23 protein-coding genes and 4 tRNA genes are annotated in these 23,008 nt (G+C 64.1%); 11 read left to right on the forward strand and 16 right to left on the reverse strand.

The genetic code is table 11. The annotated features are described in order from the left end of the window. Nucleotides 1-109 precede the first annotated feature (109 nt). The 6 genes from pgi to pcnB all read right to left on the reverse strand — a co-directional run bounded on the left by pgi (nt 110) and on the right by pcnB (nt 5,736). On the reverse strand, nt 110-1,621 hold the full coding sequence (gene pgi / locus ABE493_RS05295) for a glucose-6-phosphate isomerase (protein WP_346497925.1): 1,512 nt from the start codon (nt 1,619-1,621) through the stop codon (nt 110-112). Next, entirely contained in the window at nt 1,618-1,998 is a 381-nt protein-coding gene (gene panD / locus ABE493_RS05300) for an aspartate 1-decarboxylase (RefSeq protein WP_346497926.1), read from the reverse strand. Before panD ends, pgi begins: the two co-directional genes overlap by 4 nt. 180 nt (nt 1,999-2,178) lie before the next feature. Continuing rightward, a complete protein-coding gene (panC, locus tag ABE493_RS05305) occupies nt 2,179-3,021 on the reverse strand; it encodes a pantoate--beta-alanine ligase (RefSeq protein WP_346497927.1) in 843 nt (280 codons plus the stop codon). After that, nucleotides 3,018-3,833: a 3-methyl-2-oxobutanoate hydroxymethyltransferase gene (panB, locus tag ABE493_RS05310; RefSeq protein WP_057628237.1), complete on the reverse strand. Its 816-nt coding sequence runs from the start codon at nt 3,831-3,833 to the stop codon at nt 3,018-3,020. Before panB ends, panC begins: the two co-directional genes overlap by 4 nt. Before the next feature lie 31 nt (nt 3,834-3,864). Further along, nucleotides 3,865-4,353, reverse strand: coding sequence for a 2-amino-4-hydroxy-6-hydroxymethyldihydropteridine diphosphokinase (folK, locus tag ABE493_RS05315; protein WP_346497928.1), 489 nt, complete (start codon nt 4,351-4,353; stop codon nt 3,865-3,867). A 6-nt stretch (nt 4,354-4,359) separates the two neighbouring features. Then, complete coding sequence (gene pcnB, locus ABE493_RS05320) at nt 4,360-5,736, reverse strand: polynucleotide adenylyltransferase PcnB (RefSeq protein ID WP_346498005.1); 1,377 nt, start codon at nt 5,734-5,736, stop codon at nt 4,360-4,362. A gap of 42 nt (nt 5,737-5,778) precedes the next feature. Here pcnB and ABE493_RS05325 point away from each other — a divergent pair. Together ABE493_RS05325 and fdxA are read left to right on the forward strand one after the other, a co-directional pair. Further along, nucleotides 5,779-5,853: transfer RNA gene (locus tag ABE493_RS05325), tRNA-Glu, on the forward strand. Between the two features lie 183 nt (nt 5,854-6,036). Continuing rightward, the gene (gene fdxA / locus ABE493_RS05330; protein WP_054656826.1) at nt 6,037-6,360 is read left to right on the forward strand and encodes a ferredoxin FdxA; all 324 of its coding nucleotides are present in this window, start codon (nt 6,037-6,039) and stop codon (nt 6,358-6,360) included. A gap of 89 nt (nt 6,361-6,449) precedes the next feature. On the opposite strand, the gene ABE493_RS05335 is transcribed toward fdxA, so the two are convergent. Both ABE493_RS05335 and dapA read right to left on the reverse strand, forming a co-directional pair. After that, nucleotides 6,450-6,965 (reverse strand): hypothetical protein, encoded by a 516-nt coding sequence (locus tag ABE493_RS05335; protein WP_346497929.1) that lies wholly within the window; start codon nt 6,963-6,965, stop codon nt 6,450-6,452. Between the two features lie 32 nt (nt 6,966-6,997). Beyond that, on the reverse strand, nt 6,998-7,891 hold the full coding sequence (gene dapA, locus ABE493_RS05340) for a 4-hydroxy-tetrahydrodipicolinate synthase (protein ID WP_346497930.1): 894 nt from the start codon (nt 7,889-7,891) through the stop codon (nt 6,998-7,000). Between the two features lie 160 nt (nt 7,892-8,051). Between dapA and ABE493_RS05345 the strand changes: the two genes are divergently transcribed. The 9 genes from ABE493_RS05345 (at nt 8,052) to ABE493_RS05385 (ending at nt 13,810) form a co-directional block, all read left to right on the forward strand. After that, nucleotides 8,052-8,612, forward strand: coding sequence for a glycine cleavage system protein R (locus ABE493_RS05345; protein WP_057628242.1), 561 nt, complete (start codon nt 8,052-8,054; stop codon nt 8,610-8,612). A gap of 78 nt (nt 8,613-8,690) precedes the next feature. Beyond that, nucleotides 8,691-9,170, forward strand: coding sequence for a peroxiredoxin (locus ABE493_RS05350; RefSeq protein WP_346497931.1), 480 nt, complete (start codon nt 8,691-8,693; stop codon nt 9,168-9,170). An 82-nt stretch (nt 9,171-9,252) separates the two neighbouring features. Beyond that, nucleotides 9,253-10,653: a PhoH family protein gene (locus ABE493_RS05355; protein ID WP_346497932.1), complete on the forward strand. Its 1,401-nt coding sequence runs from the start codon at nt 9,253-9,255 to the stop codon at nt 10,651-10,653. A gap of 5 nt (nt 10,654-10,658) precedes the next feature. After that, nucleotides 10,659-11,150, forward strand: a complete 492-nt coding sequence (locus tag ABE493_RS05360) for a hypothetical protein (RefSeq protein WP_430980721.1) — start codon at nt 10,659-10,661, stop codon at nt 11,148-11,150. Nucleotides 11,151-11,162: 12 nt separating this feature from the next. Further along, the gene (locus ABE493_RS05365; protein WP_346497934.1) at nt 11,163-11,834 is read left to right on the forward strand and encodes a YoaK family protein; all 672 of its coding nucleotides are present in this window, start codon (nt 11,163-11,165) and stop codon (nt 11,832-11,834) included. 34 nt (nt 11,835-11,868) lie between these two features. Continuing rightward, complete coding sequence (thiD, locus tag ABE493_RS05370; protein ID WP_346497935.1) at nt 11,869-12,678, forward strand: bifunctional hydroxymethylpyrimidine kinase/phosphomethylpyrimidine kinase; 810 nt, start codon at nt 11,869-11,871, stop codon at nt 12,676-12,678. Then, the gene (locus tag ABE493_RS05375; RefSeq protein ID WP_346497936.1) at nt 12,675-13,538 is read left to right on the forward strand and encodes an alpha/beta hydrolase family protein; all 864 of its coding nucleotides are present in this window, start codon (nt 12,675-12,677) and stop codon (nt 13,536-13,538) included. Before thiD ends, ABE493_RS05375 begins: the two co-directional genes overlap by 4 nt. A 65-nt stretch (nt 13,539-13,603) precedes the next feature. Continuing rightward, a tRNA-Arg gene (locus tag ABE493_RS05380) sits at nt 13,604-13,680 on the forward strand. Nucleotides 13,681-13,733: 53 nt separating this feature from the next. Next, nucleotides 13,734-13,810 (forward strand) — tRNA-Arg (locus ABE493_RS05385). 903 nt (nt 13,811-14,713) lie between these two features. Here ABE493_RS05385 and ABE493_RS05390 read toward each other — a convergent pair. The 8 genes from ABE493_RS05390 to ABE493_RS05425 all read right to left on the reverse strand — a co-directional run bounded on the left by ABE493_RS05390 (nt 14,714) and on the right by ABE493_RS05425 (nt 22,770). Beyond that, nucleotides 14,714-14,806: transfer RNA gene (locus ABE493_RS05390), tRNA-Ser, on the reverse strand. Nucleotides 14,807-14,881: 75 nt separating this feature from the next. Further along, nucleotides 14,882-15,085: a carbon storage regulator CsrA gene (csrA, locus tag ABE493_RS05395; RefSeq protein WP_057628248.1), complete on the reverse strand. Its 204-nt coding sequence runs from the start codon at nt 15,083-15,085 to the stop codon at nt 14,882-14,884. A 139-nt stretch (nt 15,086-15,224) separates the two neighbouring features. Continuing rightward, complete coding sequence (gene alaS, locus ABE493_RS05400; protein WP_346497937.1) at nt 15,225-17,876, reverse strand: alanine--tRNA ligase; 2,652 nt, start codon at nt 17,874-17,876, stop codon at nt 15,225-15,227. A 109-nt stretch (nt 17,877-17,985) separates the two neighbouring features. Further along, nucleotides 17,986-18,468 (reverse strand): recombination regulator RecX, encoded by a 483-nt coding sequence (recX, locus tag ABE493_RS05405; RefSeq protein ID WP_346498006.1) that lies wholly within the window; start codon nt 18,466-18,468, stop codon nt 17,986-17,988. Nucleotides 18,469-18,605: 137 nt separating this feature from the next. Continuing rightward, the gene (gene recA, locus ABE493_RS05410) at nt 18,606-19,643 is read right to left on the reverse strand and encodes a recombinase RecA (RefSeq protein WP_346497938.1); all 1,038 of its coding nucleotides are present in this window, start codon (nt 19,641-19,643) and stop codon (nt 18,606-18,608) included. Nucleotides 19,644-19,860: 217 nt separating this feature from the next. Next, nucleotides 19,861-20,508 carry a transcriptional repressor LexA gene (gene lexA, locus ABE493_RS05415; protein ID WP_346497939.1) on the reverse strand — a complete coding sequence of 216 codons (648 nt, stop codon included), beginning with the start codon at nt 20,506-20,508 and terminating at the stop codon, nt 19,861-19,863. 52 nt (nt 20,509-20,560) lie between these two features. Beyond that, entirely contained in the window at nt 20,561-22,240 is a 1,680-nt protein-coding gene (ubiB, locus tag ABE493_RS05420) for a 2-polyprenylphenol 6-hydroxylase (protein WP_346497940.1), read from the reverse strand. Between the two features lie 35 nt (nt 22,241-22,275). Then, nucleotides 22,276-22,770, reverse strand: a complete 495-nt coding sequence (locus tag ABE493_RS05425; RefSeq protein WP_346497941.1) for a CinA family protein — start codon at nt 22,768-22,770, stop codon at nt 22,276-22,278. Between the last annotated feature and the right edge of the window lie 238 nt (nt 22,771-23,008).

Below are 23,008 nucleotides of genomic sequence, written 5' to 3' on the forward strand. Positions count from 1 at the left end.
TGCGAAGGGCTTACCCCTCCCCAACCCTCCCCTTGCCTTCGGCAAAGGGAGGGGGCACGAAAAAGCCGCGCATTTCTGCGCGGCTTTTCTTCCAAACGACAATCAGCTATCAGCGCAAACGCGCCAACAACTCCCGGGTCATCGGGTCGGCAATCTCCACCGCCTCGCCCTGCAACGCCGGCAGCAACTGGCTGGCCAGCTGCTTGCCCAGCTCGACGCCGAACTGATCGAAGGCGTTGATGTCCCAGATCAGCGACTGCACGTAGACCGCGTGTTCGTACATCGCAATCAAGGCACCAAGCGACTGCGGGGTCAGCGCGTCCAGCAGGATCATCGTGCTGGGGCGGCCACCCGGATACTGGCGGTGCGGATCCTCGCTGTGCTGGCCGTTGGCCAAGGCCTCGGTCTGCGCCAGCAGGTTGGCCAGCAAGGCCTGGTGATTGATTTCGTAAGGATCATCATTGCGCACGCAGCCGATGAAGTCGGCCGGCACGATGCTGGTGCCCTGGTGCAGCGCCTGGAAGAAGCTGTGCTGCACGTCCGTGCCCGCGCCGCCCCACCACACCGACACCGTGTCACCGTCCACCGGGCTGCCGTCGCATTTGACCCGCTTGCCCAGGCTCTCCATCACCAGCTGCTGCAGGTACGCCGGCAACAAGGCCATGCGCTGGTCATAGGTCATCACCGCATGCGTGGCATAACCCAGCACGTTACGGTTCCAGATGTCGGTCAGTGCGTGCAGCACCGGCAGATTTTCCGCCAACGGTGCGCTGGCCGCATGCGCGTCCATCTGCGCGGCACCTTCCAGCAATTGACCGAAGCGCTCAAAGCCAATTGCCAAGGCAATCGGGAAGCCTACCGCCGACCACAGCGAGTAACGGCCACCCACCCAATCCCACATCGGCAGCACGCGCTCGGCGGCGATGTCGAAGGCCTTGGCGGCGCGCTCGGGGTTGGCACTGACTGCGTACAGGCGCTCACTGCCGCCCAGCCAATCGCAGAGGATGCGGCCGTTGAGCAGGGTTTCCTGGGTACCGAAGGTCTTGGAGATCAGAATGCCGGCGGTGGTCGCCGGGTCCAACGTCGCCAAGGTGCGCTGCATGGCCGCGCCGTCGACATTGGAAACGAAATGCACGCGGAAACGCGCACCCGCTGCCGGGCGCAGGGCGTCAGCGACCAGGCGCGGACCCAGATCCGAGCCACCAATGCCGACACTGACGATATCGGTGACATTGCTGGCTTCCAGCGCCTTGATCAAGCCGCCCATCTGCGCCTGCACCGCCACCGCTTCTGCACGTGCAGCTACTGCAACCGGCGCATCACTGGCATCGCCGCGCAGCGCGCTGTGCAGCACCGAGCGATCTTCGGTGAGATTGATTTTCTGGCCAGCGAACAGGTGCTGGAAACCGCCGGCGACATCGCGCGCGGCGGCCAGTTCCAGCAAGGCATCCAGGGCCGCGCGGTCGTATTTCTGCCGCGCGAAGTTCACGTACAACGGACCGACTTTCAGCGCCATGCGCTGCACCCGGTCAGGCTCTGCGGCCATCAGCGAGGGAATGCCTGTGCCCTGCAAACGCTGGGCGTGGGCGTGCAAAACGTCGAATCCGTTGTTGGTGATCATGCGGCCTGTGTGGGGATGCTGTCGTTGGTGTGGGAAATGCGGTTGTCGCCGTCAACGTAGACAAGCTTGGGCTTGAAGCTGTTGGCTTCTTCTTCGCTCATGCTGGCGAAGGCGGCGATGATGATGATGTCGCCCACCTGCACGTGGCGCGCAGCGCCGCCGTTGAGCGAGATGACGCCGCTGCCGGCTTCCGCCCGCAGTGCGTAGGTGGTGAAACGGGCACCGTTGGTCACGTCCCAGATGTGCACCTGTTCAAACTCGCGGATGCCGGTCGCCTGCAACAGGTTGTCGTCGATCGCGATGGAGCCTTCGTAGTTCAGCTCCGAATGGGTGACGGTGGCGCGGTGAATCTTGGTCTTGAGCAGGGAAAGTTGCATGACAATGCCGAAACTGCGTGAGAAAGAGCGCAGTCTAGCACCGCTGCGAGGCCCTGCCCGCACTGCAACATGACCTATCCGGCAGCTGTTCCGCACAGACAACAATGGCGCCACAGGGGCGCCATTGAAGGTCACGCGAACAGTCGTTGACGGACAGGAAAAGTCCGCCCGCTGCCCTGTTCAGAACTCGATATTGTCGATCAGGCGGGTGTTGCCCAGCTTGGCCGCCACCAGTGCCACGCGGGCACCCTCATGGCTGCTGCCCGGCTCGCTCAGGTCGGGCATGCGCACCACCGCGTAATCCACCAGGTAGCCCGCAGCCTGCAGCCGTGCAGCCGCCTCCTGCTCCACCGCCACCCGCTCGGCGCCGCCCAGGTAGGCATCGCGCGCGGCCAGCAGCACCTTGCGGATCACCGTGGCCTGCGGCCGTACATCGGCGGTCAGGTACTGGTTGCGCGAGCTCATCGCCAGGCCGTCGGTTTCGCGCACGATTTCCCCGCCCAGGATCTGGATCGGGAACGCCAGGTCGGCAACCATCTGCTGGATCACCGCCAGCTGCTGGTAATCCTTGCGCCCAAATGCCGCCACATCCGGCTGCACCTGGTTGAACAGGCGGCTGACCACCGTGCAGACACCGTCAAAGTGCCCCGGGCGATGTGCCCCTTCCAGCAGCGAACTGACGCCTGGCACATGCACATTGGCAGCCAGCTCCACGCCGAACGGGTACATCGACTCGACTGTGGGCAGCCAGAGTACGTCGCAACCGGCCTGCTCCAGGCCACTGGTATCGGCCTCGGGCGTGCGCGGGTAGCGGGTGAAGTCCTCGTTCGGGCCGAACTGGGTCGGATTGACGAAAACACTGGAAACCACCTTGTCGGCGTGCTCACGCGCCAACTTCACCAGCGAATAATGGCCGGCGTGCAGGTTGCCCATGGTCGGCACCAACGCCACCCGCAGGCCATCGCGCTTCCAGCCGCTGACAACCTCGCGCAGCCGGGAAAGTTCGGTAACGGTTTCGATCATGATGCGTAAGCGTGCTCTGCGTCGGGGAAGATGCCAGCGCGCACGGCGTCGGCATAGGCACGGACCGCACCGGCCACCGAGCCGCCTTCGGCAAGGAAATCCTTGACGAACTTGGGACGTCGGTGACCGCTGTCCAGACCGAGGAAGTCATGCAGCACCAGCACCTGCCCGTCGCAATCGGGGCCGGCACCAATACCGATGGTGGGAATGGCAACGCCAGCGGTGACGCGCCCGGCAATCGGGGTCGGCACACACTCCAGCACCAGCAGGCTGGCGCCGGCCTCGGCCACGGCCTTGGCATCGTCAAGCAACTGCTTGCCGGCATCGCCACGGCCCTGCACGCGGTAGCCGCCCAGGCGAAGCACCGACTGCGGGGTCAGGCCCAGGTGCGAACAGACCGGGATTTCGCGCTCCACCAGGTGGCGGATGATGTCCAGCTTGAAGCCGGCACCTTCAATCTTGACCATCTCCGCGCCGGCCTGCAGCAGCTTGAGCGAGGCGTCCAGCGCGCGCTCGGCGGTGGCATCGGCACCAAACGGCAGGTCCGATACCAGCAGCGCGCGTTCCAGCACGCCGGCGACCGCGCGGGTGTGATAGACCACGTCATCGACGCTGACCGGCAGCGTCGAATCGTGCCCCTGCACCACCATGCCCAGCGAATCACCGACCAGGATCAGGTCCACGCCATTGGCGTCGAAGGCGCGGGCGAAGCCGGCATCGTAGGCGGTCAACATCACCAGCTTCTGGCCGTTGCGCTTGGCCTCGGCCAGGGCGGGTACGGTCCAGGGCTTGCTATCTGCGTGTGTGCTCATGTGGTCATAACGGTGGCTTATGAGCCGCCCATTATCCCCCTATCGGGTCGATACCGCTGGTATTGATACCAACCAATACGTCCCGCACTGTTCCATGGCCCGGAATAAGGGCCTGCGGCGCCACATCGGCCAAAGGCAGCAAAGCGAAGCCGCGCTGGTGCAGGAAGGGATGCGGCACCTGCAGCTGCGGCAGGTCGATCACCTGCTCGGCATATAAGAGCAAGTCCAGATCCAGCAACCGCGGGCCCCAGTGCTGGCCCGGCTCGCGTACCCGCCCGAACTGCTGCTCGATCGCCAGCAGCTGCTCCAGCAGCTGCGGCGCAGGCAGTTCGGTCTGCAGCGCCACGGCCGCATTGACGAAATCCGGCTGCGCCTCATTGCCCCAGGCAGGGCTGCGGTACAAGCGCGAGCTGGCCAGCAACTTCGTGCCAGGCAAGCCCGCCAGCGTCTGGATCGCCGCACGCAGGGTGGCGGGCGCGTCGCCGAGGTTGGCGCCCAAGCCGATACAGGCTACGACCATCCCTGCTTACTCGCCCGCAGTTGCGCTGCCGCCAGGACGACGACGGCGGCGGCGGCGACGCGGCGCGCTCTCTTCGACCTCACCGTCGGTATGCACCGAGTCCAGTTCGACACCCAGCTCGTGGCCAGCCTGCGCCTGTGCCTCGCGCCAGAACTCGATGTCTTCCTGGTGCTCGCTGGATGCAGCCTGGCGCAGCGCCAGGAAGTCGAACGCAGCGCGGAAGCGCGGGTGGCTCAAGGTACGCATCACGCGCTTGCGCTGACGCGAGCTGAAACGTGACTGCAGCAGCCAGATCTCCTGCATCGGCAGCGAGAAGCGGCGCGGCAGGGCAATGGTGCTGAGCTGGTGCAGGGTGACCCGGTCGGCGGCACGGCGCTGTGCCTCTTCCGGCGCCAGGCCCTGCTTCTGCAGGCCGATCAGCGCACGGCAGAAGGCCGGCCACAGCAGCAGCGCGAACAGGAAGGCCGGTGACACCGGCTCCTCGTTGGCGACGCGTTCGTCGGTATTGCGCAGGCCATCGATCAGAATGCGGCGCAGGGCACCGGTACGGTTGCTCTTCAGCGCCGCGGCGCTTTCCGGGAACAGCACCGCCAGCAGGCCGTAGCGCTCCAACCCTTCAAAGCTGGCCACGCCGTGGCCGGACAGGAACAGCTTCAGCACTTCCTCGAACAGGCGGGCCGGTGCGGCTTCACTGAGCAGGTTGGCCAGGCGCGGGATCGGCTCGGCGGTGGTCGCCTCGATCTCGAAGTTGAGCTTGGCCGCCAGCCGCACCGCGCGCAGCATGCGCACCGGATCTTCGCGATAGCGCTGCTCCGGGTCGCCGATCAGCTTCATCCGGCGGGCCATCACGTCTTCAAAGCCGCCGGTGTAGTCACGCACCGAGAAATCCTCGATCGCGTAATACAGTGCGTTGCAGGTGAAGTCGCGGCGGACTGCATCGTCTTCGATGCTGCCGTAGACATTGTCACGGACCAGCATGCCGTTCTCGACCTCGCGGTCGCCGCTGCCGTCATCGCTGTTGGCGCGGAACGTCGCCACCTCGATGATCTCGCGGCCGAACACCACATGCGCAAGGCGGAAGCGGCGGCCGATCAGGCGGCAATTGCGGAACAGCTGTTTGACCTGCTCCGGCGTTGCATCGGTGGCAACGTCGAAATCCTTGGGGCGTCCACCTACTAGTAGGTCGCGCACAGCGCCACCAACGAGATAGGCGCCGAAGCCGGATTCGCGCAGACGGTAGAGCACCCTCAGCGCATTGGGGCTGATGTCCCGGCGCGAGATGGTGTGCTGGTCGCGCGGGATCACGCGGACGGTGAACGGCGTTGTAACTATGGAATTGATGTTGGCGCTTCCAGTTGGGTTTACGGGATTGCCGAGCGGCAACCAGATGCATATACTAGCGCGCTCGCCAGACGCGAACAAAACGCTCCCTTCGTCTAGTGGTTAGGACGTGGCCCTCTCAAGGCTAAAACAGGGGTTCGAGTCCCCTAGGGAGCACCAACTCCGTCTGCGAAACCAAAAAGCCCCGCTCTGCGGGGTTTTTTGCTTTGTACACCCCGCCAGTGCCCCAAGGCCCTGGCTCCGGCACACCTCTTTGCGCCAGCAAGCACGGCCAATGAGAATGCCCACGCCCACCCCCTGCATCCTGATCTAGAATTACGGGGATCAAAGCCGGACCCTGCCATGCCTTTTGTCGTTACCGAAAACTGCATCAAGTGCAAACACACCGATTGCGTCGAAGTCTGCCCCGTGGATTGCTTCCACGAAGGCCCCAACTTCCTTGTGATCGACCCTGACGAATGCATTGATTGCACCCTGTGCGAGCCCGAATGCCCGGTCAACGCCATCTTCCCCGAGGACGATGTGCCGGCCGGCCAGGAAGGCTTTGTCGCGCTCAATGCCGAGCTGGCCAAGGCCTGGCCGGTGTTGACCGTACGTAAAGACCCGCCGGCCGACGCCGCCGAGTGGGACGGCAAGCCAGACAAACTCAAGCTGCTGGAACGCTGAGCGTCGCTACCGCCAGCCGATGAAGCCAGCCAAATAAAAAGGGCGCCAGCTTACGCGGCGCCCTTTTTTTCATCTCAAAACCGCTGCCATCAACCGGCCAGCTTGGCCTTCAATGCCGCGATCAGCTTGGTTGCGGCCGCATCGGTGGCCGGCATGCCGCGCGGATCCACCGCCGACACATAGGCACCGGCATCAACGGCAACCACGCGCACCAGGAAGTTGCTGCCTTCGTAGGCAACATCATAGGAACCCAGCAGCTGCGCGCGGCTGGCGATGGTCAGGCCGTCAACGCCGGCAAGTGCCTCACCGACCTTGCCGAACACCTCGTCACGGCTGCCGCTGACGGTGAAGCCGCTCTGCGACGAGGCGACGGTGGCTGCCGAAGCAGCGGCCGGCTTGGCGGCCGAGGCCAATGCCGGGATCGGCGCCGAGCCAGCGGTGCTGGGCAGGTTCAGATCCGGCGGCACTTCCAGCGGGCGCGCTTCCGGGGCCAGGGCGTAGTCGCCGCGGGCACCGCGCTTGAAGAAGCAGCCGGAAGTTGCCACGGCGGTGACAACGCCCAGCAGCACCAGCGAGAACACGCGAACGGTAGAGGTTTGACGCATGGGTGAATCTCCAGAGTTCAGAGGCCGCTGAATCAGCGGCTGGATAGTTCTTCCAACGCGTCCACGTCAGCAGCCAGATGATCGGCATGTGCGTGGTGCGGCGCAGAAAGCGGAAGCAGCGGCAAGCGCAGCCCATGGCCAATACCAAGCCGCTGCAGCAGCGCCTTGACCGGAATGGGGTTGGACTCGACACCGCAAAAATCGTGGTACGGCTGCAGGCGGGCATCCCAGGCTTCGGCCGCTTCATGCTGACCGGCGCGGGCCAGGTCGCACATCGTCCGGTAAGCCCCCGGCAGCACATTGGAGCCGACCGAAATCAGGCCATCGGCGCCGGACAACATGGAACGGGCGGCGGAGCCGTCGTCACCACTGAGAATGGTGAAGCTGCTGCTGCGCAGTTCCAGCAGGGCTTTCAGCCGGGTGGTATCGCCCACCGCCTCCTTGATGCCGACGATGTTCGGGTGCGTGGCCAGCGCGGCCACGGTCTCCGGCAGCAGGTCGCAGCCGGTGCGCCCGGGCACGTTGTACAGCACCACCGGCAAGCCGCCCTGCTCGGCCACCGCCAGATAATGCTGGCGCAGGCCCTCCTGGGTTGGGCGTACATAAGGCGGGGTGACCACCAGCGCATGGGTGGCGCCATTGGCGGCCGCCCGTTTGGTCAGGGCGATGGTCCGGGCGGTGCCGGACAGGCCGGTACCGGCCAGCACCGGCACTTTGCCGGCAAAGGCGGCAACGGCGCTGCGCAGCAGGCCGTCGTATTCATCGTCGGACAGGGTGGAGGCTTCGCCGGTGGAGCCTGCCACGACTACACCCTGGACGCCGCCCTTGAGCTGCTGGGCCAGCAGGCGCTGCCAGCCCTCAGGATCGAGTGCGCCGTCGGCCTTGAAAGGCGTCGCCAGCGCGGTGATGAGACCAGATATGGACAAAGGGTCAGTCGCTCTTCGTGGGGGTAAACAAGCCCGCCGGTCGGCGGGTTCGTGACCGAAGGCATGTTACTTGCCGGTCGAAAGCACGGGCAAGTATGCTGGACGCCAACGAACAGCCCTTCAACGGTGTTGTTCAGACTCTCTAGCTCCCGGAACCACCTTGACCGACACCACGCCGCGGCCGCTGCCGACCGAAAACCACCTCCTGATCAACGCCTATACGACGCATCCGGAGTCCCCTCTGCTGTCCGTCACCCGTCGAATCGCCGACAGCGGCTGCAACCTGGTCGATGCCCGTCTTGCCACCGTGGGCCGCGATGTCTCGGTCACCACCCTGGCCACCGGCTCGTGGGACGCGGTAGCCAAGCTCGAGGCCATGCTGACCCGGCTTGAGCGCGAGGAAAACCTGAAGCTGGTGTGGTACCGCACCGCCGCCAAACAGGCCCAGTCCAACCTGCTCCCCTACATTGTCGAGGTCGTTGCCGCCGACAAGCCGGGCATCCTGTTCCAGCTGGCCGACTTCTTCGACCGCCAGGGCATCACCATCGAGAACCTGCAGAGCACGCGTTACCAGGCCATGCAGACGGGCGCGGAGATGTTCTCAGCGCAGATCACCATTGGTGTTCCCTCAAACATGCATATCGCCGCCCTGCGCGACGATTTCCTCGAATTCTGCGACCACCTCAACCTGGACGCGATCATGGACCCGATGAAGTTCTAATGTTTCGCGCGCCCGTCACAGGCGCGCGGCGTTTCATGTAACTGCAATCGAACTACCCCAGGCTCCGGAAAGGATCTGATGAACATCGGCGATACCCTGGACCGAACCACCCTCGAGCTGCCGCTGGCCCTGTCCGGCGGCACCACCACCCGCCTCGGCGAGCTGGCAGGCCAATGGCTGGTGCTGTACTTCTACCCGAAGGACAGCACCCCCGGCTGCACCACCGAAGGCCTGGACTTCAATGCCCTGCTGCCGAAGTTCAAGCGCGCCGGGGCACAGGTGTTCGGCATCTCCCGCGACTCGCTGAAGTCGCACGACAACTTCTGCGCCAAGCAGGGTTTCAAGTTCCCACTGATCAGCGACGCCGATGAGGTGCTGTGCAACGCTTTCGACGTGATCAAGATGAAGAACATGTACGGCAAGCAGGTACGTGGCATCGAACGCAGCACCTTTTTGATCTCTCCTGACAGCAAGCTCGTGCAGGAATGGCGCAAGGTCAAAGTCGCCGGCCATGCCGATGCGGTGCTGGAAGCACTGAAGGCCGCTCAAACCAAGTGACCCACATCCCGTTCCAACCCATGTCATCGCCCTGCCCTGCAGGTGCGATGGCGTGACCCTGTCCCGCCACCAGGAATCGACGATGACCCGAGGCAAGCGCATCTACGTACTGGATACCAACGTGCTGATGCACGACCCGACCGCGCTGTTCAAATTCGAGGAACATGATGTCTACCTGCCCATGCAGGTGATCGAGGAGCTGGACAACGGCAAGAAGGGCACCACCGAAGCGAGCCGCAACGCCCGCCAGGTGAGCCGCTTCCTCAACGAGCTGATCGAAGCGTCCGGCATCGGCAGCGTGCAGAACGGCGTGCCGCTGGCACGACCCAAGGGCCTGCAGCTGCGTGGCGCGCAGAGCGCCGGCAACCTGTACTTCCAGACCAGCCACTTCGAGGCCGGCAAGAGCTTTGGCAAGGTGATCCCGGACAATGCCATCCTCGGCGCGATCCTGGCATTGAAGGAACAGCACCCGGAAACCCCGGTGGTGTTCATCTCCAAGGACATCAACCTGCGGATCAAGGCCGCAATCGCCGGCATCGACTCGGAGGATTACGAGAACGACCGCGCGCTGGACGATTTCAGCCTGCTCTACACCGGCGCCACCGTGCTGCCGGAAGATTTCTGGAAGAAGCACAGCGAAGGCCTGCGCAGTTGGAGCGACAAGGGCCGCACCAGCTACGAAATCATGGCCGCAGACGATGAGGATTGGCATCCCAACCAGTTCGCTTACCTGCACGGCGACGACGAAGTCGAGCTGAAGGTCAGCAAGGTCGAGGGCGATGGCCGCGTTACCTTGTCGGTGGTCAATGACTTCCGCCACGGCTCGCATTCGGTCTGGGGCATCACCGCACGCAACCGCGAGCAGAACTTCGCACTCAACGCGCTGATGGACCCGGAGATCGATTTCGTTACCCTGCTCGGCACCGCCGGCACCGGCAAAACGCTACTGGCACTGGCCGCCGGCCTGGCGCAGACGATGGATACACAGCGCTACCGCGAGATCATCATGACCCGCGCCACGGTCAGCGTCGGCGAGGACATCGGCTTCCTGCCCGGCACCGAAGAGGAAAAGATGACGCCGTGGATGGGCGCGCTCACCGACAACCTGGAAGTGCTGACCCACAACCAGGACGGCGGCGCCTGGGGCCGTGCGGCCACCAACGATCTGCTGGCCAGCCGCATCAAGATCCGCTCGATGAACTTCATGCGCGGGCGCACCTTCCTGTCGCGTTATCTGATTCTGGACGAGGCACAGAACCTCACCCCCAAGCAGATGAAGACCCTGATCACCCGCGCCGGCCCCGGCACCAAGATCGTCTGTCTGGGCAATGTCGAGCAGATCGACACCCCCTACCTCACCGAAACCACGTCCGGCCTCACCTATGCGGTGGACCGTTTCAAGAATTGGCCGCACAGTGCACACATCACACTGCGTCGGGGCGAACGTTCGCGCCTGGCCGATTACGCTTCGGAGGTTCTGTGAAACAGCTGCATACCCTGTCCCTGTTGGCCGCAGCCACACTGGCCGTAGCCGCCTGCACGCCGTCGAACACGCGCCCTGGCAGCGTGCCGACGGCGGTAAAGACGGGACAGTCCTGGGTGGTCACCCGCCCCGTGGTCGCCGCGCAGGTGCTGGACACCTGCTCGCGCGACAGCCCCGCCAAGCACGCCGGTGAAGTCACAGGCTACTGGGCGCCCAGCCGTGCCGATATCGATGCACTGGAAAGCCGCCTTGCGCAGCTGCAACCCGTCATTGCCGAGCCGGCTTTGTCCGGCCGGCAGTACGTGGGCTTCGAGTCCGGTGGCAAGCGGCTGATCTACATCAACGCCTTCACCCTGCCCGACCACAGCGAAATCGACCCGGGCCGCGAAGCAATCCGGGCCTGCGATGGCGGCGCGCAGTTCTGGGGCGCCGTCTACGACCCGCAAGCCGGCACCTTCAGCAGCATCGAACGCAACGGCGCCAAGTCGTCGCCCTGACCCGGCGGCGCGATGAAGGTCCGCCTGCCCACCTGGGTCTGGATCGGTGCGATTGCGCTGTCCTGCGTGGCTGGCATGGTCAACGCGGTCGGTTTTCTGGGGTTTGAGCATCAAGCGGTCAGCCATGTCACCGGCAGCACCAGCCAGCTCGGCATTGCCTTGGCGCATGCCGACTGGCGCTCGGTCGGTCACCTCTGGGGCCTGCTGATCGCCTTTGCGCTGGGCGCGATGCTCAGCGGCTTGATCATCCAGGACAGCACCCTCCAGCTTGGCCGCCGCTATGGCGTTGCGCTGGCACTGGAATCGGCGCTGTTGCTGCTGGCCATTCCCCTGTTCAAACAGCAACAGGTCTGGGGCGCACTGGCCGCGGCGATGGCCTGCGGACTGCAGAACGCGCTGGCCACCACTTTCAGCGGCGCGGTCGTGCGCACCACCCACCTGAGCGGCATGTTCACCGATCTTGGCATCGGCCTGGGTCATCTGCTGCGCGGCCTGCCCGTACCGATGCACCGGCTGACCCTGAGCGGCCTGATCATCAGCGGCTTTCTGGCCGGCGGTGTACTCGGCGCATGGCTGTTCGCGCGCTGGCAGTACGACGCCCTGCTGGTACCGGCCATGCTGACCGGATTGAGCGGCCTGGGTTATGTGCTGTACCGGCAATGGGCCGTGCGCCGGCAGGGATGAAGCAGGCCCTCGGCAAACACTGCACAATCGGCCAATGAGTCCTTCCACCCCCGTTTCCGCCCTGACCATTGCCGGCTCCGATTCCGGCGGCGGCGCAGGCATTCAAGCCGACCTCAAAGCCTTTGCCGCGCACCGCGTGCATGGCCTGTCCGCAATCACCGCACTCACCGCACAGCACACCCGTGGCGTCACCGCCGTGCATGTGCCGCCGCTGGATTTCCTGCGCGCGCAGATCGATGCGTGTTTCGATGACTTCGATATCCACGCCGTCAAGCTCGGCATGCTGGCCAATGCCGAGGTGATCCATCTGGTCGCCGACGCATTGGAACAACGGCGCCCGCCGCAGATCGTGATCGACCCGGTGATGGTCGCCACCAGCGGCGCCAAGCTGCTCGAAGACAGCGCGCTGCGCGCGATGCGCGAGCGGCTGCTGCCGCTGGCAACCCTGCTGACCCCGAATACGCCGGAAGCAGAGCTGCTGCTCGGGCGCAGCATCAGCAACGCCGACGACGCTGAAGATGCCGCCGCCGCGCTGCTCGACATGGGCGCCGGCGCGGTCCTGCTCAAAGGCGGCCATCTACTGGAAGGCAGCCGGGTCATCGACCGCTATTTCGATGGCGTCAGCCGCGAGGAATTCAGCCATGTTCGGCTGCCGGTGGATGCACACGGCACCGGCTGCACCCTGGCTTCCGCCATCGCCGCGCAGCTGTGCTGCGGGCTGTCGCTGGCCAACGCCTGCGAAGCGGCGATCGACTACGTCGCCCGTGGCCTGCAGGGCGGCTACCACCCGGGCCGCAGCGATGTGATGGTACTGGATCACTTCGGCGCGGCGCGCCCGGCATGAACCTCGGCGCCGAGACAACCCCACAAGCAAGCGCGCTGCGCGTCAGCAGCGCCGATGGCCACAGCTTCGAACTATTAGCCTACCTCCCCACCAAGCCGCGCGCCTGCCTGCTATGGCTGCCGGCATTGGGGGTTGCGGCCCGCCACTACCAGGCCTTCGCCCAAGCGCTGGCAGAACACGGCATTGCGGTATTCCTGCACGAATGGCGCGGCAACGGCAGCAGCAGCCTGCGTCCTGACCGCAGCCACGACTGGGGCTACAAAGAGCTGCTGCAACTCGACCTGCCCGCAGCCGAAGCCGCCGTACACAGCGCACTGCCAGGGCTCCCGTTCCGGCTGGGTGGCCACAGCCTCGGCGGCCAGCTCAGCTGCTGTTATGCGGGCCTGCGCGAGACCGAACTGGACGCGCTATGGCTGGTCGCCAGCGGCACGCCATGGTGGCGGAGCTTCCCGCCACCGCGTGGCTGGTTGCTGCCCTTGGCGTATCGCTTCCTGCCTTGGCTGGCACAACGCAACGGCACCCTGCCCGGACGCCGCGTCGGCTTCGGCGGTACCGAAGCACGCGGCCTGATACGCGACTGGGCACGCGTTGGCTTGAGCAATCACTACGCTGCGCAGAACCTGCCCATCGATCTGGAAGCCGGCATGCGCCGCATCAGCGCACCGACGCGCGCAGTGGTGATGGACCACGATTGGTTGGCACCGGTCAGTTCAATGCAGCAACTGTTGGCAAAGCTTCCCGCCTCTGCGCACAGCCTGAAACTACTGTCATCGGCCGAGCTGGGCGTGGTCGCTGACCACTTTCATTGGATGAAATCGCCACAGAACGTGGCCTACGCACTGATTCATCCCGAAGATTAAGAAATTTTCACAAAAGCGTTGACGCAAACGGCTCAAATCCGCATAATCTCGCTCCTGGCAACGACGCGCTCGTAGCTCAGTTGGATAGAGTACCTGGCTACGAACCAGGTGGTCGGGAGTTCGAATCTCTCCGAGCGCACCATGTCAGAACGCAGATATAATCTGCACCGCTTCAAACTACAACAGCAATGTTGAGCGCTCGTAGCTCAGTTGGATAGAGTACCTGGCTACGAACCAGGTGGTCGGGAGTTCGAATCTCTCCGAGCGCACCAATACCAAAAACAGCAGGCATTGCCTGCTGTTTTTTTATGTGCGTTTTGCGGATGGATTATCACGCCGGACAAAACAGCACTGAAGCAAGCACCAGAGCCCCGCAATAACCAACGTCGAGTGTAGCGCCGAGCCGTGCTCGGCAGAGGCCTCCCCAGCAATGCCCGAAGGCATCGCCAGCGCGCCACGACCCCGCGAAGCAGCAGCCCGCAAGCACCACTCCACCCAAGCAGCACCAACACCGCAGCGACAGCACGAGCAGAGCGAAGCCGCACGGACTGGATCCACACGCATGCCTGCAACCTGAGCGTCCACCAGCTTCGCGGTTTACACCGCTCCCACAAAAGCATGCGGGCGCGCCAGCGCCTCGGCGCAGCATGCAATTCTGTAGTGCCGAGCCATGCTCGGCAGAGGCCTTGCAAGCGTCGCCACAGCGCACCGGCGGCCACCAGCACCCGAGCGCCCCACCCCATAGAGGGCCCGCATAAACAGCGACACCGGCCTTATTGAATTCACCAAGGCCCTGCAATCTGATCGCCCGCCAGCTTCGCGGCTTACACCGCTCCCGCAAAAGCACGCGGGCACACAGGCACCCCAGCGCAGCACACAGCTCTGTAGTGCCGAGCCATGCTCGGCAGAGCCTACAAGCGTCGCCACAGCGCATCGCCACTCACAGCTACACCCAGACGACACCGATCCCGCAGCGGGCCGCATATGCCGCGACACTGGCCCTATTGAATCCAAGACCCAGCAATCCGATCGCCCGCGAGCTTCGCGGCTCACGCCGCTCCTACAAAAACGCAGACAGGCGCGCCGGCACATCGAAACAGAAACTCATCAACAGCAGCCGCTACTACAAAACCAACAGACACAAAAAAGCCCCTTGAAAGGGGCTTTTTTGAAACTGGCGGAGTGAGAGGGATTCGAACCCTCGATAGAGCTTTTAACCCTATACTCCCTTAGCAGGGGAGCCCCTTCAGCCACTCGGGCATCACTCCGTTTCTTTTGCCCCGCCGCGTGTATTCCGAAGCGGGGCGCGAAGAATAACGTTAAACGAGGTGAAAGGTAAACCCTTATTCGGAAGTTTCTTCACTTCCGGGGGTCGCGGGCTCATCGCCACGCTGGATACGCTGGAAAATCTCCTCACGATGCACCGCCACATCCTTCGGAGCGGTGATACCGATACGTACCTGGTTGCCCTTGACGCCGAGCACGGTCACGCTGACCGAGTCGCCGATCATCAAGGTTTCGCCTACACGGCGAGTCAGGATCAACATTTTGCAAATCTCCATGGAACCGGCAGGGTTTCCCGCCGGCATTGGCGCGCTTCTAGCTATGCGCCCCACGACAAAGGGAAAAGACTCCCAATGTTAACGTCAGGGCGCAAACACCTACAAGGTGCTTGGCTTGTCACATTCAGGCCAGATGTGGCTTGACCCATGCCAGGACGCCCTCAAGGGCCGCCACCAGCTTGGGACCATCCTCACCACCGCCCTGGGCCATGTCCGGGCGACCGCCGCCCTTGCCGCCGATCTGGGCCGCCACGTGCGCCAGCAACTCGCCCGCCTTGACCTTGCCCGCAGCTGCGCCGTTGACACCGGCAACCAGCGCCGCCTTGCCATCCTGCACGCCCGCCAGCACGATCACCGCGTCACCCAGCTGCTGCTTCAAGCGATCCACCGCATCGCGCAGGGCCTTGGCATCAAAGCCTTCCAGACGCACTGCCAGCACCTTGACCCCGGCCACATCCACCGCCGAGCCACCCAGGTCAGCGGTAGCGCCGGAGGCGACCTTGGCCTTGAGGGCCTCCAGCTCGCGCTCCAGCTTCTTCTGCCGTTCGGCCAGCTGGCGGATCTTGTCGACCACATCACCGGCACTGCCGCCGAGCAGCTGCGCTGCCTCATGCAGGCGCGCTTCCTCGTCGGCCACGTAATCCAGCGCACCCTGCCCGGTCACGGCCTCGATACGACGCACGCCCGAGGACACACCGCCTTCGGAAGTGATCTTGAACAGGCCGATATCGCCGGTGCGCGACACGTGGGTACCGCCGCACAGCTCGGTGGAGTACTCGCCCATCTTCAGCACGCGGACGTTTTCGCCGTACTTCTCGCCGAACAATGCCATGGCGCCGAAATCCAGCGCTTCCTGCATGCCCATGTTGTGCACTTCGGCGGCGTTGTTGGCGCGCACCTGCTCGTTGACCTTGCGCTCGATGACCGCCAGTTCCTCGGCGCTGATCGGCTGGAAATGCGAGAAATCGAAGCGCAGGCGATCCGGCGCCACCAGCGAGCCCTTCTGCTGCACATGCGTGCCCAGCACTTCGCGCAGGGCGGCATGCAGCAGATGGGTAGCCGAGTGATTGAGGATGGTGGCGCTGCGACGCGATGCATCCACCGCACCAGCCAGCACGTCACCGAGCTTCAGCGCGCCCTGCTCCAGCGTGCCGACATGGCCGTGGAACTGCCCAGCGAACTTCTGCGTGTCGCTGACCGCCAGCTTCACACCGGAAGCCGACAACACGCCGGTATCACCGACCTGGCCACCGGATTCGGCATAGAACGGGGTCTGCGCGGTGAACACGATGACCTCATCGCCAGCCTGTACGGCGTCCACCGGGCGGCCATCCTTGATCAGCGCGACGACCTTCAGGCCATCAGCCTGCAGCGCGTCGTAGCCGAGGAACGCGGTCGGCGACAGCGTGGCGACCAGTTCGGCCGGCAAGCTCACACCACCACCGAACTTGCCGGCGGCACGCGCGGTTTCGCGCTGGTGTTCCATCGAGGCATCAAAGCCGGCCATGTCCACCGTCATGCCGCGCTCGCGCGCGATATCGGCGGTCAGGTCAACCGGGAAGCCGTAGGTGTCGTACAGACGGAAAGCATCCACACCGGGGATGACACCATCGCTGACCTTGGCCGCGACGTCGTCGAAGATCTTCATGCCCGAATCGAGGGTTTCAGCGAAACGCTCTTCTTCTGCCAGCAAAGCACGCACCACCGTGTCGGCCTGTGCGGGCAATTCCGGGTAGGCCTCGCCCATCTGCTCGATCAGGGTCGACACCAGCTTGTTGAAGAACGGCTGACGCACGCCCAGCATCCAGCCATGACGCAGAGCGCGGCGGATGATGCGGCGCAGGACGTAGCCGCGGCCTTCATTGGACGGCAGCACGCCGTCGACGATCAGGAATGAGCAGGCGCGGATGTGATCGGCGATCACCCGCAGCGACTTGTTTTCCAGGTCAGCCATGCCGGTCAGCTCGGAAGCCTTGCGGATCAGCGCCTGGAACAGGTCGATCTCATAGTTGGTATGCACGTGCTGCAGGATCGCCGCCAGGCGCTCCAAGCCCATGCCGGTATCCACGCACGGCGCCGGCAGCGGCTGCAGCGAGCCATCGGGCTGGCGATCGAACTGCATGAACACCAGGTTCCAGATCTCGATGAAGCGGTCACCGTCCTCGTCCGGCGAGCCCGGCGGGCCACCGGCGATGTGGTCGCCATGGTCGAAGAAGATCTCGGTGCAGGGACCACAGGGGCCGGTATCGGCCATCTGCCAGAAATTATCCGAAGCGAACGGCGCCCCCTTGTTGTCGCCGATGCGCACGATGCGATCTTCCGGGATGCCAACCATGTCGCGCCACAGCGCATAGGCCTCGTCATCGGTCTGGTAGACGGTGACCAGCAGGCGCTCGGCCGGCAGCTTCCAGACCTGGGTCAGCAGCTCCCAGGCCCAGGCAATGGCGTCCTTCTTGAAGTAATCACCGAAGGACCAGTTGCCCAGCATCTCGAAGAAGGTGTGATGGCGGGCGGTATAGCCGACCTGGTCCAGGTCGTTGTGCTTGCCACCGGCGCGCAGGCAGCGCTGGACGTCGGCAGCGCGCACGTAGCTGCGCTTTTCCGCGCCCAGGAACACGTCCTTGAACTGGACCATGCCCGAGTTGGTGAACAGCAGGGTCGGGTCATTGCCCGGAACCAAAGGTGCCGACGGCACGATGGTGTGGCCTTTGCCCTTGAAGAATTCGAGGAAATCAGCGCGGATCTGGGAGGTAGTAAATTTGGCAGGTGTATTCATGGGGACTGGCGATAAGCTGGCAAACGGGTCCCAGCAGCCTGTGCAGGCGCGGGAATTCGGGACAACCGAAACCCTGAAAGGGTATCAGGCCCAGCCCGCGCAGTCCTCATCAGTCCTCTGGATCATAACGACTGGCCTGGCGGATACAGTTGCCATCAAAACCACGCCGGGCCAATAGATCCGCGGCTTTGCGCCGCTGCGCCAGATCTTCCGGGCCACTGGCACCAAAACGGCGGCAAACCAACTCGCGTGCGTTTTCAGCCCAATCGCCTTCAAAGGAGGCCATGGCGGCCTCGATCTGCTCGCTGCCCAAGCCATGGGTGCCAAGCTCCGCGCGGATATGCAGCGGCCCGTAGCCGCTGCCAGCACGGTTGCGCACCACGGATTGGGCGAAACGCGTGTCGTCCTGCCAGCCTTCTTCGGCCAAGCGCGCGACCGCCGCATCGACCGCATCGGGATCAACACCTCGCGATTTCAACTTGCGGCCAAGCTCCTTGCGCGAATGCTCGCGCCTGACCAGCAGCCCCAACGCGCGCTGCAACGGCGTCTGCTGACGGCCACGCTTGGTTTTGCCCGCAGGCTGGTCATCCATCTCGGTCATAACACCTACTACGCCCAATCCCGGCAACGCCCAACCCCGTCCCATCCCTGGAGCGGGGCCTTCATGGACAAAATGCCGCAGGAGCGGACGACGTCACTGACGATGCGCCGCCCGCTCCCGCGGGAAAATCACTCCTCGCCGTCCTCTGCGTCGCCTTCTTCGCGCGCCGCTTCGGTGGGCTGGAACTTCTCACGCAGCTCGGCTTCCAGGCGGACCGCAACCTGCGGGTTGTCGCGCAGGTAACCGCGGGCATTGTCCTTGCCCTGGCCAATGCGCTCCTCACCGTAGCTGTACCAAGCGCCAGCCTTTTCAACCAACTTGGCTTCCACGCCCATGTCGATCAGCTCGCCCTCACGGGAAATGCCTTCGCCGTAGAGGATTTCGGTGATGACCTGCTTGAACGGCGGTGCCAGCTTGTTCTTGACCACCTTGATCTTGGTCTGGTTGCCGATGATCTCGTCACCCTTCTTGATCGCGCCGATACGGCGGATATCCAGGCGCACCGAGGCATAGAACTTCAATGCATTGCCGCCGGTGGTCACTTCCGGGCTCTGGCCCGGCATCATCACGCCGATCTTCATGCGCAGCTGGTTGATGAAGATGACCAGCGTATTGGAACGCTTGATGTTGCCGGTCAGCTTGCGCAGCGCCTGGCTCATCAGACGTGCCTGCAGGCCCGGCAGCTGGTCGCCCATTTCACCTTCGATTTCAGCACGCGGGGTCAGCGCGGCGACCGAGTCGACCACCACGATATCGACCGAGCTGGAACGCACCAGCATGTCGGCGATTTCCAGCGCCTGTTCACCCGTATCGGGCTGCGACAGCAGCAGGTCGTCAACATTGACGCCCAGCTTGGCGGCGTAGATCGGGTCCAGGGCGTGCTCGGCGTCGATGAAGGCGGCAGTGCCGCCCAGCTTCTGGCATTCGGCAATCGCCTGCAGGGTGAGAGTGGTCTTGCCCGAGGATTCCGGCCCGTAGATTTCGACCACGCGGCCCTTCGGCAGGCCGCCGATGCCCAGTGCGATATCGAGCATCAACGAGCCCGTAGGAATGACCTCGACGGGTTCGACAACACGGTCGCCCATGCGCATCACCGAGCCTTTGCCGAACTGCTTTTCGATCTGACTCAGTGCAGCGGTAAGCGCGCGCTTCTTGTTCTCGTCCATCGCGTTCGTCCTCGGGGTTGTTTTCGTTGATTTCGTCATGGGGTCCACTGTAGGGGAGTCGTATCGCACAGGCTGAGACTGCTGCCGAGACGACAAAATTATTGGGCTGACAAGGATACCGACAGCAGCCCAAACACCCGCCCCACGTAAGAGAAACAGACAGTTACGGCTGCGGAATGCGCGGATTTCGAATCCGCGGGCTCCAAATCAGCAGAATTCAGCGGTTGGGCCGCAGCAGGCCGCAATACAGCCCCTCGATGGAGAAATCCTGGTCGGGCAGGACTTCGATCGGTGCGTAGTCGGGGTTGCGGGGCAGCAGGCGGATGCGGTCCTTGGCGATCTTCAGCAGCTTGACGGTGATTTCATCGTCGATACGCGCCACCACGATCTGCCCGGAGAGCGCGTCACGGGTGCGGTGCACGCCGATCAGATCGCCGTTGAAAATGCCCTCGTCGATCATCGAATCACCCTGCACCTTGAGCAGGTAATCCGGTGCCGGCGAGAAAAACACCTTGTCCAGCACCACATAGTCGTCCGAGCCGATGTCCGCCCCGATCGGCAGGCCCGCAGCGACCCGCCCGAGGATGGGCAGGCGCAGCACGTCATCGTTGGCGGCCGGTGCGGGACTCTGCGGGGCTGCATCGCCCTCGCCTTCCTGGCGTACCAGCCGGATGCCACGGGCGCGGCCGGGGACGCGCTCGATGGCGCCTGCCGCTTCCAGGGCGTCCAGATGATATTGGGCCGAACGTACGCCCTTGAAACCAAAGGCGCGGGCGATCTCGGTCTGTGATGGCGGCATGCCCTCGGCCTCGATGCGCTCGGCGATCAAGTCAAGGATGGCCTGCTGGGTGTCGGTCAGGTTCATGGTTAGTAGTATTACTACTAACAAAAAGAACTGCAAGCCCCTTCGTCGTAAATCAGGAATGCCGCCCGCTGCGCCAGATCGAGAACAGGATCCACACCCCGCAGATGCCGGCACCGACAAAGCCAAGCAAGCCCAGGGCCAGGAACCAGCGGCTGGAGAGCCCGCCAACGCTGTGCATCACGATCGAGGAACCAATGATCAGCGCTGCAGTAATCACCCCAACCACCAAGCGGTTGGCGGCGCGGTTGACCTGGTCGCCAAAGCCCTGCAACGCGGTGGTTTCCACCCTCAGCTTGAGCTGCCCGCGGCGCGCGGCCTGCACCAGCCGACGCAGGTCGCGCGGCAGTTCGCCGGCGAAATCCAGCATCCCCAGCAGGCTGCGGCGGCCACGCTTGAGCAGTGCCTTGGGAGCGTAGCGCTGCATCACCACCCGCTCCAGGAACGGACGCGCGGCACTGGCCATGTCGAAATCTGGATCCAGCTGCCGGCCCATGCCCTCCAGGGTAAGGAAGGCCTTGATCATCAGCGCCAGGTCGGCCGGCAAGGTCAGGCTGTAACTGCGCAGCAGCTGGGTGATGTCGCCCAGCATCAGGCCGATGCGCAGATCCTTCAGTGGCACGCCGCGGTACTGATCGACGAACTGGCTGATGTCCTGCTGCAGCCGGGCCTCGTCAACCTCCACACCGCCGGCCCAGTCCAGCAGCACATCGGCCACCGCCTGCGGCTCCTGCTCGACCAGCCCGTGCAACAGCTGTGCAACCTGGAAGCGGCGCGCTTCGGACAGTGCGCCAACCATGCCGAAGTCGATCACGCCTATGCGGCCATCGTGCATGTAGAAGATGTTGCCCGGATGCGGATCGGCATGGAAATAGCCGTCTTCAAGCACCATTTTCAACACGATATCGGCACCGCGGCGGGCCAATGCAGCGCGGTCCAGACCTGCGGCATCGAGGGCGTCGAGTTTGCGGCCCGGGATGCCGTCCACGAAGTCCTGCACGTTGAGGCTTTCGCAGGTCCACTGCCAATGCACGCTGGGAATAAGAATGTCGTTGCGGCCCTCGAAGTTGCGCGCGATGCGTTCGGCGTTGCGGCATTCAGCGGCAAAGTCCATTTCGCTGCGCAGCGAGACGGTGAACTGCTGCACCACTTCGGCCGGGCGATAGCGGCGCAGGTCCGGCAGGCGTGCTTCGACGATCTCCGACAGCCGCGCCAACAGGCGCAGATCCGCCTCGACCACATCACGGATGCCGGGACGACGGATCTTCAGTACCACTTCGCGCCCGTCGTGGAGCCGCGCGCGATGCGCCTGCGCCAGCGAGGCAGCGGCCATCGGGGTTTCATCGAGGAAGGCGAATACCTGCGACGGCGGCGCACCCAGATCGGCCTCCAGTTGCTCGCGGATCGCGGCATACGGTAATGGCGGCACTGCGTTCTGCAGTTCGGACAACTCGGCGATCCATTCCGGCGGCAACAGATCCACGCGGGTGGCCAGCACCTGGCCGAGCTTGACGAAGGTAGGCCCCAGTTCCTGCATTGCGCTGCGCACACGTACCGGCGCGGTCATCCGCAGCATCTGTTGGCTGTCGTTCCAACGCACCAGGCGACCGGCGCGTTCGAGCACCGAAGCAAGCCCGGTGCGGCGCACTACGTCGCCAAAGCCATAACGGATCAGGACGCCGGCAATTTCCTGCAGCCGGCCCAGATCACGGACGGTGCCCAGTGTTTCCCACATCAATGCTTACCCCGCTTGGTGGCAGGGCCAGCATGTCACAGTTGCTCGGCAATGCCGTGCAATGCCGCACCCACGGTTTGCCTGCGTACGGCATCGCGGTCGCCGTCGAACTGGAACAACTGCGCGCGGGCATAGCCGCCGCGTCGCTTCCAGCCTATCCAGACGCTGCCCACCGGTTTGTCCGGGCTGCCGCCTCCGGGGCCGGCAATACCGGTAACCGCCACCGCAATGCCGGCACCGGAATTGATCAAGGCGCCAGCCACCATTTCCAGAACGGTTTCGCGGCTCACTGCGCCGTACTGCTCCAGCGTCTGCGCCCGCACACCGAGCAGGCGCTGCTTGGCCTCGTAGCTATAGACCACCATGCCGCAATCGAAGAATGCCGAGGAACCGGCTATGTCGGTCATGCTCTTGGCGATCCAGCCGCCACTGCAGCTTTCCGCGGTCACCAGTTGCAGCGAGGCTTGCTGCAGGCGCTCGCCAAGCGCGGCAGCCTGGGCATTGAGATCGGCATCGGTTGGATTGGACATCGCGGTAGCAGGGGTTGGTGGGTAACCCTGCCGTTTTACCGCAGATCAGGCCTGCGTGTCAGGGCACAGCTGTTGGGCTGTCCTGCGCGTGTGCCGGCATTGCGTACGGGCGGGGTTCGCCGTGTAGCTGATGAAGTTGGCCATACGTCGTTTTGCGGGCTGGCGGTGTGCTGTCTTCGCGGCTTACGCCGCTCCTACAAAAAAGAGCTGCGCGCTGGCAATGTCGTTCCAGGTTCAC

It is taken from the genome of Stenotrophomonas terrae (assembly GCF_039674165.1).
Taxonomy (GTDB): Bacteria; Pseudomonadota; Gammaproteobacteria; order Xanthomonadales; family Xanthomonadaceae; genus Stenotrophomonas; species Stenotrophomonas terrae_A.